General features: G+C 28.6%; 14 protein-coding genes, 1 tRNA gene and 2 rRNA genes. 7 read left to right on the top strand and 10 right to left on the bottom strand.

Features of this window, described 5'->3' with window-relative positions; genetic code table 4:
• Positions 1-11 precede the first annotated feature (11 nt).
• Positions 12-1,244, bottom strand: coding sequence for an arginine deiminase (gene arcA, locus ACWXVQ_RS02030; protein WP_438340628.1), 1,233 nt, complete (start codon positions 1,242-1,244; stop codon positions 12-14).
• A 336-nt stretch (positions 1,245-1,580) separates the two neighbouring features.
• Between arcA and rpoE the strand changes: the two genes are divergently transcribed.
• The 4 genes from rpoE (at position 1,581) to ACWXVQ_RS02010 (ending at position 4,244) form a co-directional block, all read left to right on the top strand.
• A complete protein-coding gene (rpoE, locus tag ACWXVQ_RS02025) occupies positions 1,581-1,850 on the top strand; it encodes a DNA-directed RNA polymerase subunit delta (protein ID WP_438340627.1) in 270 nt (89 codons plus the stop codon).
• A gap of 30 nt (positions 1,851-1,880) precedes the next feature.
• A complete protein-coding gene (locus ACWXVQ_RS02020; protein WP_456013433.1) occupies positions 1,881-2,723 on the top strand; it encodes a class II fructose-bisphosphate aldolase in 843 nt (280 codons plus the stop codon).
• Complete coding sequence (locus tag ACWXVQ_RS02015) at positions 2,723-4,069, top strand: thermonuclease family protein (RefSeq protein WP_456013432.1); 1,347 nt, start codon at positions 2,723-2,725, stop codon at positions 4,067-4,069. The genes ACWXVQ_RS02020 and ACWXVQ_RS02015 overlap by 1 nt, the downstream gene beginning before the upstream one ends.
• Positions 4,070-4,150: 81 nt before the next feature.
• Positions 4,151-4,244 (top strand) — tRNA-Ser (locus tag ACWXVQ_RS02010).
• Positions 4,245-4,328: 84 nt separating this feature from the next.
• On the opposite strand, the gene argS is transcribed toward ACWXVQ_RS02010, so the two are convergent.
• Positions 4,329-5,963, bottom strand: coding sequence for an arginine--tRNA ligase (argS, locus tag ACWXVQ_RS02005; RefSeq protein WP_444704995.1), 1,635 nt, complete (start codon positions 5,961-5,963; stop codon positions 4,329-4,331).
• 58 nt (positions 5,964-6,021) lie between these two features.
• On the opposite strand from argS, the gene ACWXVQ_RS02000 reads away from it, so the two are divergent.
• Positions 6,022-7,230 (top strand): class I tRNA ligase family protein, encoded by a 1,209-nt coding sequence (locus ACWXVQ_RS02000; protein WP_456013430.1) that lies wholly within the window; start codon positions 6,022-6,024, stop codon positions 7,228-7,230.
• Entirely contained in the window at positions 7,230-7,934 is a 705-nt protein-coding gene (gene rlmB, locus ACWXVQ_RS01995) for a 23S rRNA (guanosine(2251)-2'-O)-methyltransferase RlmB (RefSeq protein ID WP_438340622.1), read from the top strand. The genes ACWXVQ_RS02000 and rlmB overlap by 1 nt, the downstream gene beginning before the upstream one ends.
• A 40-nt stretch (positions 7,935-7,974) precedes the next feature.
• On the opposite strand, the gene arcC is transcribed toward rlmB, so the two are convergent.
• The 4 genes from arcC to ACWXVQ_RS01975 form a co-directional block, all read right to left on the bottom strand.
• On the bottom strand, positions 7,975-8,910 hold the full coding sequence (gene arcC / locus ACWXVQ_RS01990) for a carbamate kinase (RefSeq protein WP_438340621.1): 936 nt from the start codon (positions 8,908-8,910) through the stop codon (positions 7,975-7,977).
• 2 nt (positions 8,911-8,912) lie between these two features.
• Positions 8,913-9,956: an ornithine carbamoyltransferase gene (argF, locus tag ACWXVQ_RS01985; protein WP_456013428.1), complete on the bottom strand. Its 1,044-nt coding sequence runs from the start codon at positions 9,954-9,956 to the stop codon at positions 8,913-8,915.
• Between the two features lie 246 nt (positions 9,957-10,202).
• Positions 10,203-10,682 carry a large conductance mechanosensitive channel protein MscL gene (locus tag ACWXVQ_RS01980; RefSeq protein WP_444704993.1) on the bottom strand — a complete coding sequence of 160 codons (480 nt, stop codon included), beginning with the start codon at positions 10,680-10,682 and terminating at the stop codon, positions 10,203-10,205.
• Complete coding sequence (locus ACWXVQ_RS01975) at positions 10,675-11,121, bottom strand: hypothetical protein (protein ID WP_456013427.1); 447 nt, start codon at positions 11,119-11,121, stop codon at positions 10,675-10,677. The genes ACWXVQ_RS01980 and ACWXVQ_RS01975 overlap by 8 nt, the downstream gene beginning before the upstream one ends.
• A 115-nt stretch (positions 11,122-11,236) precedes the next feature.
• On the opposite strand from ACWXVQ_RS01975, the gene ACWXVQ_RS01970 reads away from it, so the two are divergent.
• On the top strand, positions 11,237-13,084 hold the full coding sequence (locus ACWXVQ_RS01970; RefSeq protein ID WP_456013425.1) for a ribonuclease J: 1,848 nt from the start codon (positions 11,237-11,239) through the stop codon (positions 13,082-13,084).
• Positions 13,085-13,090: 6 nt separating this feature from the next.
• On the opposite strand, the gene recO is transcribed toward ACWXVQ_RS01970, so the two are convergent.
• From recO to rrf (ACWXVQ_RS01950), 4 genes are all read right to left on the bottom strand, one after another.
• On the bottom strand, positions 13,091-13,756 hold the full coding sequence (gene recO, locus ACWXVQ_RS01965; RefSeq protein WP_456013424.1) for a DNA repair protein RecO: 666 nt from the start codon (positions 13,754-13,756) through the stop codon (positions 13,091-13,093).
• A 42-nt stretch (positions 13,757-13,798) separates the two neighbouring features.
• A 5S ribosomal RNA gene (gene rrf / locus ACWXVQ_RS01960) occupies positions 13,799-13,902 on the bottom strand.
• A gap of 135 nt (positions 13,903-14,037) precedes the next feature.
• The gene (locus ACWXVQ_RS01955; RefSeq protein ID WP_456013422.1) at positions 14,038-16,551 is read right to left on the bottom strand and encodes a hypothetical protein; all 2,514 of its coding nucleotides are present in this window, start codon (positions 16,549-16,551) and stop codon (positions 14,038-14,040) included.
• Between the two features lie 394 nt (positions 16,552-16,945).
• Positions 16,946-17,049 (bottom strand): 5S ribosomal RNA (gene rrf / locus ACWXVQ_RS01950).
• Positions 17,050-17,252: the final 203 nt, after the last annotated feature.

Here is a 17,252-nt window from a genome sequence, read left to right as displayed (position 1 = left end):
TTAGATAGTTACTATCACATAACATCTTTACGTGATAAAGGCATTGACATGCAACGTGCATTACCCATACCTAATGATAATTGGTTACCATGGAATGGAAGAACCTTGATTCCAGCAGCTTCTAAGGCAGCGTTTGTCTTTTCGTTACGTGAATAACCAATAACAACACCTGGTCTAATTGCTAGATAGTTTGTACCATCAAAGTGAGTTTCTCTTTCAATTTCCATTTGTGAAGCACCTTCACCAGCAATTGGAATTAAGATAGGTTTTTTGTTAATAATTGATTCTAATAATTGTTCTAGTGGTAAACCATTTTCCATTGGTTGTGGTTCTTCTCCACCATTTACTAAATCATAGTCTCAGAATTTAAATACATCATTAGCAATAGGCGAGTATAGGAATTTATCCTTGTCCAACATTGTTAGTCATGTGTCTAAGTGCATCAAGTTTGTTCATTTAGGAACATTGATTGCAACAATACGTTTGAATTCACATTCTTTATTAGCAACAATATTCTTAGCTAACAAGGTTATTGTTTGTAAATCGGTTCTTTCTGAAACACCAACTACTAAGGTTTCGTTGTTGTAGATGAATACGTCTCCACCTTCGATTGATAATTTTAGAGATGGGTCGTAGTATCATGGTGTGTTTACAAGTTTAGGGTGATTTGAAAATACAAACCTTGAGAATAATGTTTCACGTTGTCTAACTTTGTAACGCATGTAGTGAATTGTTACACCATTACCAACTGATGCAAATGGGTCACGGGTAAAGTATAGGTTTGGCATTGGGTCAACGATTAATTCGTGATCTGCTTCAATACCTAAATCATACTTGGTGATTCCAGCCATCATAATTTCAACTAATTCTCTTGATGACATTTTTGATTTTAAGAAGTTTCTTACAACCATTTTGTGTTCTTCTGAAAGAACAGGTTCTGAGTCTTCTAAAAATTCTTCAATTAATTTGTCTTTAGCTTCTTGTGATGCTAAATCATATGTTTCTGCAACTAAGTCAGTTAGTTCAACAACATTGATGTCGTTAGCTTTTAATTCTGATACAAATTGTTTGTGTTCTTTTCTTGCATCATGACTTTCTAAGATAGCTGAGAATAATAATTCATCTAGTCTAGCTGGTGTAATGTAGTCAATTTCACGCCCTGGTTCGTGAACTAAAACCGATTCTAATTCTCCGATTTCTGAATAAACGTGAATTCCTTTAAATTTACTGTCAAATACAGACATTTGTTTCCCTTTCAAATAAGTGATGTTATTTAGCGTATAAAAAAGTGCAAATAAATGCTCTATTTATACAATATTAATTATACTACACTTTTATTTTTTGGGTTTTTATACTAATTTAAACTAAAAAATAAAAAATAATAAAATAAAATAAGAGATTTGAGACTTGACAATGCCGGAATTTTTAAGTTTTTAGACCTTATTATTAGTTGAAAAAATAGAATTTTTTTAACATTTCATATTTTTAAAATTCCTAATAAATTTAAATAATAAGTATTTATAATTATAATATATTTAATACAAGGTAAAATATATACTTATTGTAAATAAAGAGGTTATATGACAGAAGAAAAAGAATATAAAACATTACTTGATATTACTGAAGAAATTCTAAATGAAAAACAAAATTTAGATTTCTATAATTTATTTAATTCAATACAAAAAATTCTATTAGAAAGATGAAGAAGTGAAAGTATTGATACTAGTACTGATGAAGAAATTTTACTAAAAAAACGCGGGGAATTATACCGTTTACTAACTGTAGATGGAAGATTCTTTCACAATGCCGATGGAACATGAACAACAATTAGACCTGACTATAAAAACTAAACTTATTTTGTTTGGTTTTTTATTTTGTTTATGATAGTTAATGCAAAAGAATTATTAAAAAAAGCATATAAAAACAAAGATGTTGTGTTCCATATTAATATTAACAATTTAGAATGAACTAAGCAAGTTTTACTTGCTGCTAACAATGCAAATAAACCGATTATTTTGGGAGTGAGTTCATCTGCTGCTAAATATTTTGGCGGTTACAATGTTTGCTATAGTGTCGTGAATTCTTTAATACAGGATTTAAAAATAACAATTCCCGTTTGTCTTCATTTAGATCACGGAACATATAACGATTGTATTAAAGCAATCGATGCAAATTTTTCATCTATAATGTTTGACGGAAGTAAATTACCATTTCTTGAAAATCTCAATATAACAAAAAAGCTTTATAAAATATGCCAGAAAAAAAATATTTCACTTGAGTGTGAAATTGGAAGAATAGGAGGAACGGAGGATGGTATCGTCAGTGACGTTGTATATACAAAAATTGAAGAAGCAATTGAGTTTAAAAATGTGGGTATTGATATGCTTGCTATTGGTATTGGCAATATTCATGGGGAATATCCAAAAAATTGAAAAGGTATAAACTTCGAATTACTAAATCAACTAAATCAAGCTCTTCAAATGCCGCTTGTCTTACATGGCGGTTCGGGAATTAGTGATGCAGATATCAAAAAATGCATTCAAAATGGCATTGCAAAAATTAATATAAATACTGAGTTACAAATAGAGAATGCAAAGGCACTTGAACACTTTCTTAAAAACAATAATATAATGGAAAACAAAAACTATAATCCGAGAAAACTTTATAAAAATAGTAATATGGCTATTTACAATAAAGCATTGGAGATATTAACCAAATACTAATGAAAAAAAATATAAAAAGATTTTTATTATCAAGTCTAATAGCTCCTAGCCTTCCGATAGCTAGCTATATGCTAGTTCAATGCACAATAGAAAAAAATAACGATACACAGAAACTATTAAGAAAAATAACCGAATATAAAAATACAATTAGTAAAAATGTCATAGATTTAAAGTTATGTAATGAAATTGCAGACATTACAAACAAGGATTCAAAAAGCTATTCAAGAAAAAAAGATCAAACCTTTTTAAAGCAACTAATAATTATTCTAGAAGACATAAAAAAATTTCCCATAAATAATCAAGCATTACCAATAAATATTGATAAATTAGCGAATAAATTAAAAGTAATAAATGAAATTTGAATTTCTATCTTCAATAAGCATAGCCTATTAAATAAGAAAGAACACAGTCAAATAACTACAGCGTTTTTAAAAATTAGATCTTTGCTTTCCTTTAAGAAGGTTATTGATACAGAAGTCTTTGACTCAATAATTAAAAAATTCATTATTTTAGCTAAAAAAATAAGAAAAACTTATACAAAAAAACTTTCACAATGAAGCGCACAAGAAATATCGTTATTAAAATTCTTATTTAAAGATTTCCAAATTAATGATAATAAAATAAATAATGGTGACCTTGATGAAATTTTTAATAACAATTCCAAAATAGATAGCAACGAGAATAGTCAAGATAAAAAAGATATAAGTGCAGAAGATAGCAAAGACAAAGAAATATACCTAACTAGTAAATCTATTTATGTTAATAACAAAGAATACCTTCTATCTAATGATTTTAGAGAAAACAATGCCACCGAAGTATCTGCTTTTAAGATAAATGATGGTGATACTGCTGAATTAAAAAACATAAAAAATAATAAAACTTTTAGATTCAGGTTTTCTGGTATCGATACACCAGAAACATGGAAAAAAGTAGGACAAAAATTTGAACCAACAGTTGGGTTACAATTTAAATATGGTAAGATTGCAAAAAACTTTACAACAAGAAATCTTCTTGAAGCAAAAAAAATTTGAGTAATTCCCCAAACAACAATTAGTGACCAAAATAAGGATGAAAATAAGAAATTCTTTGATGCTTATGGTCGAATTGTCGCAATAATTTTAGTTTATAAAAACGACGGTTCAATAATTTGCATCAATAAAGAACTCATAAAAAACGGCTTTAGCAAAGTTTCTTATATATCTCTTGATAAAAGAAGCAAATATTACACAAAAAATGAAAACTTTTATTTTTGATTAAAGAATAATGAAAAAGAAGCAAGATACAAAAAATTGGGAATATGGTCAGATAATATTAAGGAAATTTATCCTCCAAAAAGAATAAAATAATAAATATTTACTTGTCTTCCTTATTATTTCACATAAATTAACTTATATTAGTATATAATTAACAATGCTTAAAATAGGTATGGGTAAGTACTCAAGTGGTCGAAGAGGCGGTCCTGCTAAGACTGTAGGGGTGTATAAAGCACCCGCGGAGGTTCAAATCCTCTCTTACCCGCCATTTTTTATTTATTCTTTTGACCTCTAGAAGCAATAAAAAAACACCAATCAAGTGGTGTTAAATAATTATATTTTAGAACAAAAGCTACATTTTTTCAGGAGTTTCTAAATCCATTAACTTCATCGCATCAAATAAAACTATTTTAATAGCTTTAACTAAAGCCACATAGCTTTCCTCGTTTTGAGATCCAATAACCTTAACATTTGAATAAAATGAATTAAATGCTCTAGCCAATTTTAGTAAATATGGTGGCAATAAATTAACCTTGTATGTTTTAGCCATTGTACTAATTAAGTCTGGGTATTCCTTCAATTGAGCTACTAATTTTTGTGAAAATTCATCCGTTAGATTGGTTGCTATAGGGTTAACATAATTAAATTTTTGCAATAATTGAGCACAACGAGCATGAGCATATTTAATAATATACATCGAATTGGATTCATCTGTACTTGTAACTTTTTTAATATCAAAATCAATTTTTGAATTGTATGATCTTTCGATCAAGAAAAATCTAATTGCATCCTTGCCAACTTCATTCATTAATTCTCTTAATGTTAAAGACGTTCCCAGACGTTTAGACATTTTAATTTCTTTGCCGTCTTTCATAACTCTTATTAATTGGAATAAAATAATTTCTAATTGATCTCTACGGTATCCTAGATCTTCAAACGCAAACTTGACACGTTCAACATAACCAGAGTGATCCGCTCCTCAAACATCAATAATAATTCCTTTTTCTGAGTCTTCAAGTTGTCTAAATTTTTGTTCATGATAAGCAATATCTGCACAAAGATAGGTTGAATCACCATTTCTTTTAATAATAACTCTATCCTTATCATCTTTGCCACCACTTGTGGTTTTTAATCATGTTGCCCCATCTTTTACGTAGGTGGTTTTTAATCTTCTTATAGCAGGTCAAACCAAATCATTTTCATATTGCGCTTTTTCTGAAGTATATATATCAAATCACACACCAAATTTCTTTAGATCTTCTTCAATATTTTTTAGAGCAAATGTTCTACCAAAATCTCTAAATAATAATTCGATTTCAGGTGTATATTCTACACCCTTATATTCTTCGTTATGCATTTCATAAAATGCTTGTGCAAATTCTATAACATCACCACCGCGATAAGCATCTTCTGGTAGTTCATATGAAGGATTAAATATTTGTTGATATCTTGAATAAATTGATACTGCTAATTTATTCATTTGGTTACCATAATCATTTACCAAATATTCCCTAATAACTTGGTGTCCGGCTTTTTCTAAAATGTTGCATAGTGTAGCTCCAATTGCGGCATTTCTAGCATGACCAATATGTAGATAGCCAGTAGGATTTGCAGATACAAATTCTACATTAATCTTTCCTTTTCCTTCCTTAGAAAGACTTCCAAAATTTTTTCCAAGTTTATTGATTAAATTAACTGTATCTGCAAAAACTGAATTAGATACTCAAAAATTAATAAATCCAGGCTCTGCTATTTTAATTTCACTAATTTGACTAAATTTATTTAAATCAATATTTTTAACAATCTCTTGGGCAATTTCAATTGCCTTTTTGCCTAATTCTTTTTGCAATGTTAATGCAATATTGGTAGAATAATCTCCGTAGTTTTTAGCCTCCGTTAATACTACAGGTTTATTTATCTTTAATTTGTTCAATGCTTCTTTAATTGAACATATAATAATTTCTTTTGCCGATTCCATAATTTCCATAATTTATTATTATATAATAAATTGTTTATTTTAAGGATATATCATATATAATGTTTTCATGAAAAAATATTATTTATGTGGTCCAACAGTTTATAACTATCCTCATATTGGAAATATAAGACCATGTGTTACATTTGATATCCTTATAAGAGCCCAAAGATTTCTAGGAGAAGAAATATTTTATCTTAATAATATAACTGATATAGATGACAAAATTATTAAAAAGGCTATAGATGAAAACAAAAGCGAACTAGAAATAGCAAAAAAATATGAAGAATATTATCTTGATTTATTCAAATTGTTTAATCTTGAAATGCCAAATAAAATAGTTAGAGTTACTGATTCATTAAATGATATGTATGAATATATACAAAAAATGATAGATAAAAAAGCAGCATATAAAGTAGGCGGCAACGTTTTTTTTGATGTCTTAAAATTTAAGGAATTCTATGGTTCTGTTAGCAAACAAAAAATTGAAAATTTAATATCAGATGATGATAATAATGAATTAAATAAAAAAAATAAGCAAGACTTTGCTTTATGAAAGGAAACTAATATTGGTATAAAATTTGAAAGCCCTTTTGGCCCGGGACGTCCTGGTTGGCATACTGAATGTAGTTGTTTCATATCAAAATATTTCAAAGGCGAAACTATTGATATCCATGGTGGAGGTATTGATCTAATTTTTCCGCACCATGAAAATGAAAATATTCAACATTATTCGATATACAATAAGCCTCTTTCACACGACTGAATTCATTTTGGAACACTAAACTATAAGAATCAAAAAATGTCTAAGTCAATAGGAAATCTTATTTTTCCCCATGATTTTTTAAAAAAATACCATCCGGATACTTATAAGCTAATGATATTAAGTACCAATTATGCTAAGCCGATAAATGTTAGCGATGAATTATTTGATTCATTGCAGAAACTTATAAATAAGTTTATTGTCATTAATAATACTGTCCAATTAAAAAACAATACTTATAAAATTAATAAAAATAAAGTTGATGAAATAATTAAATTGTGTGCAAAATTGAATTTTGCGCAAGCAAATAAGGAAATAATACAACTTTCAAAAATAGAAGAAAACTTTAATACATTCCTAGAAATAATGAAAATTCTTGGTTTTAGTTTTACAAATAAAAAAATCAGTAGCAAAGACCTCGCTCTTTATAATCAATGACAAAAATTATTAGATGAAAAAAAATATATACAGGCCGATAATCTAAGAAAAATATTAAAGGATAAGAAATTAATATAATGAAAAACTTTATATATGGAAAAAATTCAGTCCTTGAAGCTATTGAAAATGATTTTCCTATTAAAAAGATATTTCTATTAAAGGGATTACAAAATAATAAAATTAAAGCCAAAAATATAACCTATCTACCAGCAAGTGAAATGAATAAGATAGTCAATGGTAATCATCAAGGTTATATTGCAGAAATTGAAAGTTTTAATTATCATGATCTTGGTTCAATTTATAAGGATAAGGCTGAGACAATTTTAATTTTAGATCATATACAAGATCCACAAAACTTCGGAGCAATAATTCGTTCAGCTAATGTTTTTGGAATAAGACATATTATCATACCTAAAAACAGAAGTGTAGACATAACTCCGGCTGTTTTAAAAACCTCGTCCGGTGGATTTAAAAATATCAAAATCATCAAGGTTGCTAGCTTGTTTGAAGCTATTGAAAACCTAAAAAATAATGGTTTTTGAATATATGCAACAGCACTAGATAAAAAAGCCAAAACAATATCAAATACAAGTTTTAGCTTTCCTGTTGCCCTAATTATGGGTAATGAAGAAAGCGGAGTATCAAAAACATTACTAAAACATGCAGATGAAGTGATTTATATACAACAAGATTTTGATTCTGTTCAGTCATTAAATGTTTCTGCTGCTACCGCCATTTGTTTGTATGAATTGTACAATCAAAAAAATAACAAAATAAAATAGTTGGGATTGCGTCCCAACTTTTTTATATATAAATTTAAAATTAATTTAAAGTAACTTTTGTACCAATTTTTTCGGCAATAATGTCTTCTAAATCTTTTAAATCTCCGATGAATGCAGCCTTTCCGCCTTCTTCAACAAACTTAATAGCAGCTTGCACCTTTGGTAACATACTTCCAGGAGCAAATTGTTTTTCTTCGATGTATTTTTCAAGATCAGCTTTTGTTGCGTGTTTTAGATCTTTTTGTTCTGGTTTTCCGTAGTTTACTTTAACGTAGTCAACTGCAGTTAAAACAATAAAGTAATCTGCATTTGTTAAGGCAGCCATTTTTGCTAAAGCAAAATCCTTGTCAATAACTCCATCAACTCCATTGATAAAACCATTTTCATCCTTAACAGTAGGGATACCACCACCACCACCAACGATAACAGTAGCTCCAGCTTCAATAGCGTTCTTCATTTGGTTAATACCAACAAAGTTAATTGGTTTTGGCGAAGCGACAACCTTTCTAAAACCACGTCCAGCATCTTCGACAATAACACTATTAGGATTAGCCATTTCTGCTTCTTCTCTTGTCATAAAGAAAGGACCAATAGGTTTTGTAGGATTTTTGAATGCAGGATCCATTGGATCTACTAAAGTTTGAGTCAATAGATATAATACTTCTTTTTCTTCTAATCCTTCTTCCTTAAATGCATTGGTAATTGCATTAACCATATGGTATCCAATGTATCCTTGTGACATAGCGCCAGCTTCTGGTAAAGGAACTAATGGTGATTTAGGATTAACTGATGCAGCACTAACAAAACCATTGAAAATCATGCCAACTTGTGGCCCATTTCCGTGGCCAACAATAACTTCATGGCCGGCCTTAACTAATTCAGCAATTTTTTTCGCAGGAATTTTAACTAATTCTTTTTGTTCTGCAGGATTATTTCCTAACGCATTCCCACCTAAGGCAATAACGATTCTACTCATAATTAATATCCTATTGTAGCTAGAATAACAGCCTTAATTGTGTGCATACGGTTTCCAGCTTGTTGAATTGATTTATTGTATTTTGATTGGAATACTTCGTCAGTAACTTCCATAGCTCCGGTTGCAACAACTGGGTATTTTTGTCCAAGTTTTTCTTTGATTTCTGATGAGAATAAAGTTTTATCATCATGGAATGCAGGTAAACAGTGCAAGAAAATAACACTTTCTTTTGCTGCTTTCATCATAGCCATATCAACTTGAAATGCACCAAGTTCTTGAATACGTGATTCAAATAGTTCAAATGGTTCACCTAATGATACTCAAACGTCTGTATAAATAGCATCAGCATTCATAGCAGCTTCAATCTTGTTATCTGAAAATGAAACTGATCCACCGTTACGTTCAAAAAGTTTTTGAACAGCTTCATAAACATCTTTATGGTTTGGTCCGCTTTTAACAATTTCTCATTGTGATTTAGGACCACATAAAACAATATGAACACCAAAGAATGCAGCACCAATCATTAATGAACGAGCAACATTGTTTTTAATGTCACCTGCGAAAACAATTTTCTTTCCTCTTAGATCACCTACGAATTCCTTAAATGTTAAGTAGTCAGCTAACATTTGTGTTGGGTGTTCAGCATCGGTTAAGCCATTTCAAACTGGAACACCTGAATATTTAGCAAGTGCTTCAACATCTGTTTGTTTAAAACCACGGAATTCAATACCATCATACATTTGGCCTAAAACCATAGCTGTATCTTCAACTGATTCTTTTTTACCAAAATTAGATCCTGTAGGTCCAATGTATGTACAGCTTGTCCCTAAATCAGCGGCAGCAACTTCGAATGCACAACGTGTTCTTGTTGAGTCTTTTTGGAACATAATAACAATGTTTTTTCCTGTTAAAGGACGATTGTTAGTATGTAGCCCTTGCATTTTAGCTTTCTTTAATTCTCAAGAAAGATCTAAAAGGTAATTGATTTCATCGGTTGTGAAGTTTAGAGCTGTATCTAAACTACGACCTTTTAAATTCATTGGCATATTATAAAATCTCCTATGTTTATTTGGTTATATATTTAATATTTTTAGATAGACTTTTTATAGTTTTTAAGTGTTTTTTGGTTATATAAAACACGCTAAAATTATAGCAATTTTTTTATTTTTTTAAATAGTTATAGCTTTATTTAGCCTAAAGTAAAAAATAAATGAAATTTAAAAAGAATAAAAAATATAAGCTATTAAGCTTATACTCTATAAATCAGTAAATCGCAATTCAATTCTTAGGTTTTATTCTTGCACTAATTTCTCTTCATCACTCTTCTTATTTTTTGCAAGTTCAACATTAATCTTTTTAAGTTCTTCTAAAATTAGTTCCTCTGTAGTTAATGGTTTTGGCTCCTCAACTTCTTCAACTATTGGTAATTTTTTTGCCTTGTGATACTGAATGATATTCCTAATCAAATATACTAAAAATAAGCTTACAAATATAACCACTGTAACAATAAGAAACTGAATAAGTGCCGCAAGAAATTGACCAATAAGAATATTGCCGATTTTAATGTCCTTTACCTCGTTAACATTAAAAACAGATGTAATAGCTGCAAGAATAACATCCTTAGCTAGCGAAGATATTACAGCGCCAAACGAGGTACCTAATAATAACCCTATGGCTAGCATTATCATATTTCCCCGCTTAACAACATTTTTAGCATCCTTGAATGCATTTTTTACATATTTCTTTTTTTCTTCAAATTCTTTTTTATTCATTTTGTTTTACTCTCTTTTTATATGAATTCTTATTGGCCATAATTGCTAAATTCCCTATAATTGATATAATTCAAAAAATAGGAAAAAGAGGAAAAATTGTTGATAAAAACAAAATAGTCTTCCCAAATTTATTAGTTTTTCATGGAGCAAATGAAAGAACAATAACATCTAATATTCAAGTTAAGATAGCACCCAATAAGGAAAAACCTAGAATAATAAATCATTTTAAATTTTCTTTGAGTAGATTAATAATATCATTGAGAAAATCATTTATTCCTTTATAGGCCTGATTAACATCCGAACTCTCAAATTTGTTATTAACAGAACCAAGAAAATTAGACACGGATGTGTAAATAAAGTATCCAGAAATAATAAGACCTATAAAAACAAGAATCTTAAAAATAAATGAACTTATACTTATTTTTGCTTCACTTTTCATTTTTTTTACTCCATTTTTAAAAAATATTAATAATGTATATAATTATATAAAGTATTATTTAATAATTCCTTTTTTTATAAAGTACACAAGATAATTTCATCTGGAGGGTTAAAATATGAAACCAACAAAAATATTTGGTTTAGGCGGAATGCAAGAAATTGGAAAAAGCACACTAATAATTGAATATGACCAACATATTTTTATTATTGATACCGGAATTAAGTTTTGCGATAGTTTTGTTACCGGGATTAACGGTTCAATTCCAGATTTTACTTATTTAGCTGAAAACCAGGATAGAATTGAAGGACTTTTCATAACACACGGGCATGAAGACCATATCGGTGGTGTTCCATATTTGGTTCAACAAGTAAATGTAAAAAGAATTTATGCCCCAAGAATTGCTATTCAATATCTAAAACTTAAGTTTTCTGATATAAAAATTAAGGTAAATGTCCAGTTTATTGAAATAAACCGGGATCTTGTGGCTGATTTTGGTGATTGTAGTGTTGACTGATGAACTGCTCAACATTCAATTCCTGACGCATTTGGTGTTAGAATCAAAACTCCAAATGGATCATTAATGATGACTGGTGATTTTAGATTCGATTATCGACCTATTGGCAATTTAACCGATTTCTCAAAACTAAAAAAGATTGGCGAAGAAGGGCTAGATGTCTTATTTTCGGATTCAACTAACGCCATGCGCCCTAACCATTCTCCATCAGAAAGCGATATATTAAAAGACATAAAAAAATATATGTTAGAAGCTGAAAAGAAAATCATCATTACGGCATTTGCATCAAATCTTACAAGAATAAAAGCAATCATTGAGCTCGGTGCTTCATTAGGCAAAAAAGTTATTGCTTTTGGTAGATCAATGATCGATAACATTGATATCGGTAGAAGATTAGGTTATATAAATGCGCCTGATGAAGTCTTTATAGATAAAAAAAGTCTTTCAAAATATAATGACAATGAATTACTAATTTTGACAACCGGTTCCCAAGGTGAAGAAATGGCGGGACTAGCCAAGATGTCATATGATAAACACCCAAATATATCAATCAAACCTAAGGACACAATAATTTTTTCATCTAGTCCAATACCAGGAAATAGATCTAAATGTGAGTTATTAGTTAATAGGTTATATAAACTAGGGGCAATTATAAGAGAAAATGGTGTTGATGGCTACTTGCACACCTCAGGGCATGCATACCGTGATGAACATCGAAAGATATTTGAATTAACAAAACCAAAATATTTCATGCCATATCATGGTGAATTTAGAATGAGTGTGGTTCATGGCTATACAGCAATTGAATCAGGAATCAAACCAAATAACATTATTATTGCTAAGTTGGGGGACGTTTATTATTTACAAAACCATATGATTTCTTTATCAAATGAAAAAGTATATTTTGGTCCTGTATTTATAGATGGAAACATTCTATCAAAAACAAATTCACAAATCATGAAAGAAAGAATGGAATTGGGACAAAATGGTTTTGTCCATGTAATAATGGCTATTAATAAAGAAAAAAATATAATTCTTGGAAAGCCAAGAATCGTATCAAGAGGAGCATTTTTTGTTAAAAACTCATTGCAATTAGTGGAAGACGCAAAAAGACTTGTACACGGGGCGGTTTTATACACAATTAAAAACGAAAAAGATTGAACGATACCTAGAATTAAACAATTAATTATCGATAGACTTGACCCTTTCTTTTATAAAAGCAAAAGAAGAAATGTTGTTATTATTCCTACTATTCTTCTTGTTGATCAAGTTGAAATTAATAAACAAAAGATGCAGAAAGAAAACAATACTAAAAAATCAAATCAAGTTGAAACTGAAAATAAAAATTCAAAACCAAAAAAAATAATAAGAAAAAACTCAGCAAATAAAAAAAATAAACAAATTAAAAAAGAAAAACCTAAAAAAGTTGAAAAACCCCTTGAAGAATAGGGGTTTTTATATCATCGTTTTCATAAAAGAAATAACTATATTTATTATTTGTATAACATCAATTTCATCAATATTACTCTTAAAATATTCAAAATCAGCTTCAATCCAATACAAACCTCTTAATAAATTTATATCCTTACTTTTTTGTGAGTGGTTTCGGCATAAAAAACCTCCCTTATAAAATTCAAAATCTACAATATGTTCTTTATCTCCGCACTCTACACATGAGCTTAAATTTTGCCTATAACCAAACATATCTAAAAAAGCTAATAAGATATAAATAAAACTATGGTTTGGTTTTTTTTCAACATTTTCTAAAAAAACCCTATATCTAGCATATAAAAAATTATTGTTTTGCTTACCTGCTCGCTTTAAAAAGTAATGAACTTTATTAAATATATCTTGCAAGGTTTCTTGCAATGGAAAAAACGAAACTAGTGTTGCTCTTTTTAGTCTAGGCATGTTACCAACAAATTTCGATCTTATTAATTCAAAATTTACCAATCCTAATAATAATAAATTTCTTCTATTTTTGGATTCGACATTTTGTATTCCTTTGGCAAAAAAATAGCAAGCACCCGATTGTGTCAAAGCTTGGATGATAGCATCATTATCACCATAATTTATTATTTCTAGAACTATTCCCTCGGTCTCGAATTCTCTATTAACCATATAATATAATTTTACTTTCTATTTTTTAAAAAAATAAAATAAAAAAAGCAACGACCTATCTTCCCTTATGGTATTTTCGGCACGGAAGGTCTTAACTGCTGAGTTCGGAATGGAATCAGGTGGGCCCCTTCGTTATGGTTGCTGTAAATATAATTATATATTAAAAAAATTTTTTTATAATATTTTTTAATATTTTTTTAAAATTGTTATTTTTATATCGATAAACTTGCTTTTTGAATTAGAAATTACAAAACAAGTTTGCACATTATTTTATATTAAAATTACATTTTTTTATTCTTTCTATGGCGTTTAACCATATATCAAGTGCCAACGCTTGCTCCTGCCAACGTTGGTATTACCACAAGTGGGGTTGCAATTGCGGCTACATTAACCTTAGATTTACTATCTTTTTTAGAAATATCAGGTTTTTTAGGAATACTAGGGTTTTTCTCTTCTTCTTTTGGTTGATTTATTTTAGAATTATCTTTTTTTGGATCATCCTTCTTGTTGTTTTCTTGCTCAATAATGGCCTTTTGAATTTGTAATTTTATGCTTCTTAATTCTTTTACATTTTTAGCTTTTTTAGCTAATTTTTCTAGCTCTTTTTTCTTTACATTTGAGTCATTTAATTTATCTAATTCTTTATTAATTGTTTCAAACTCTTTGCTAAATTCTTTATTAGCTCTTTCAATAATATTACTTAATTTTTCAGGATCATCAAGGCCTTCTTTTAATTCTTTATCAAATTGAGATTTTATATCAGAACCTTCTAACTTATTAACAGCATCCACAGCATCTTTTTTTATCTTGGCATTATCCTGCGACTTTTTTTCTTGGGTTATTTCTTTTAATAAAAGCTTTAGCGCCTCAATGTTTTTTGCGCTGTCAATTCTTGCTTGGTAATCCTTTTTATCCAATAATTTATTATATATATCTAATACTTTTTGCTTTTCAGCATTATAAATGGCTTCTGCTTTCTCAGCAACACTAAGAAGTTTAGCCATATCGCCTATAGCATTAGCGAGCATTTTTTTAAATTCATCATATTGACTAGAACCTTCAAGTTGGTCAACTGCTTTTTGTGCTCTTTTAGTTAAATTAATCAAATCCTGTTCTTGCTTTTCAACCAATAAAATCTTTTGCAATTCATCTAACTTTTCTATATTGTTAGCATTATTAAATTTTTCAACAAAATCTTTTTTATCATCAAGGCTTTCCAAAATCTTGTTAACTTCTGTTTTTTTAGTAGTATATTCAAGATTTGCTTCTTTTATTAATTCTAAAAGTTTATCTATTTCCTCTTGTGATTTTTCTAATCTCATTTGATATTCATCATGCTTTGATGAACCAACTGTTTTGTCAACTGCCTCTTTAGCATTTTTTCTTGCGTTTAGCAAATCTTCGTTTGCTCTAATTTTCTTAGCTTCGTCTGCAATTTTTTTCAATTCTGCAATATTGTTTGATTTTTCTATTTTTTCAATATTTTCTCTTCTGACTTCTTCATCAAGAATAGAATTTACTATTCTAGTAGCATTTTCTTTTTCATTAATAAATTCATTATTGGCTTCTTCAAAAATAACAGTCAATTGTTCCAAAGTTAAATTTTGATTTGATAAACGCGTTTCAAAATCGTTATGCATATCTGAACCAATAGTTTTTTCCACAACTGCCTTTACGTCTTTTCTAAACTCACTAATTTGCTGTTTAATAATCTCGCCGTATACTCTTTGTAAAACTTTAACGTTTCATGCATTATCTATTTGCTCACGAAATTTCATTTTTTCTTTTAGTTTTTGGAATGATTCTTCTGCTTTACTTTTTAATGTATCATACACTTTTTCAGCATCATCTCTAAGCTTAATTAATTCTTCCATTGAGGTATTTTTTGTAACATTTAATGCTCGCTGTTTAATATCTTTTTCATATTCATCTGAGCCTTTTGCTCTAACGGCAGCTGTTAACGCTTCAAGTCTAATCTTGTCATTAATTAATTCCTTATCTACTTCTTTTGAAAGCTTATTAGCTATACTTTCTCCAGCGATGTTTCTTATTTCGGCAATAATTGGAATAATTTTTTTTAAGGTATTGACATACTGTGGAGAAGATGGATTTGTTCCATCTTCTACTTTTAATAATTTGTCTATTTGCTCTTCAAGTTTTTCATTATGTTTATGTTTATTCAACAACTCAAATGCTTCAAATTCAAGAGCAACAACTCTAACAAAATAAACATCTTCATATTTAGGGTCTATTTCATCAAAAATAGATAATAATTTTGGTTCATTCCTTGCCGCTTCATCACTATTAATATTTTTATTTTTTATTTGTTTGTTTAAAAATTCCTCATAATCAAATGATATCTGTTTAAATAATGGAATAAATATTTTTCAATAATATGCTAAATATGCAGGGTGATAATGTGATGTTTGATTATTAAGTTCATTATCTGGAACGAGATTTAATTCATCATTATATTTCTTATATGGTAATTCATCAATTTCAGCAGAATCATTAATTTTGAGTAATTTCTTCAAAACTTTATAGGCATGCAACAAGTTATATTGTGTTTTTAAAGTCATTGCAGAATAAAAAATATTTAAATCGGCCAAATTCTCGATTTCATCAGATGTTGGCTTATGAATTATTGAATTATCAAGAATATCAGTGGTCCTATCTTTTGCTTCTAAAATCTCTTGTTTATTTTGAACATCCTCACTCTGGCGACTAATTACGGCAGGGGTTGTTGGAATTAAAACGCTCGAAAACACATTCAACAATAAATTAAATAACCTCATAAAAAACACCTCATTTATTTTATGTTTAAATTTATTTAAAAATAACTAATTACAAAATTTGAAAAATATTAACTTTTTTATAAAAAAATTTATTATTTTAAGAATTAAAATTAGTCTAGAATTAAATTAAAATTTACATGTTAACTGATTGATTTGTATTGCAAATATTCAAATCTATCTTATTTTAAGGACTTTTTTATTACATTAAAATGTGGAAATAACATTTTATATAATCAATCATTAACTATATTATATAGTAAATAGAATGAAATTACCAAAGTAATTAGTTATAACTTTTTTATATTTTTTTAAAACATGAAGATTATTATTTCATAAATTTATAAATATCAGTTTTTAGTTACCTACAATGCTTTAAAGTAAAAAAAGGAAATAAAAAAAGCAACGACCTATCTTCCCTTATGGTATTTTCGGCACGGAAGGTCTTAACTGCTGAGTTCGGAATGGAATCAGGTGGGCCCCTTCGTTATGGTTGCTATGGATATAATTATATACTAATTTTTTTTATATTCATTTTTTTTAAAAAAAATCCATTATGTAAATTCTCAATCATTTTACTATATTGAAATTCTCAAATCTCTTACTCAAAAAGTAAGTAGGAGATAAATTTACACAAAATTTACTACACTACCAATTTTTCCTGATTACTGGTTTAATTTTTAAGTCTTAAAAATAAATTTGAT

This window comes from Mycoplasma sp. 527 (assembly GCF_053851595.1).
Note: the sequence above shows the minus strand (reverse complement) of the source record. Positions and strands in the feature narration are given on the sequence as shown.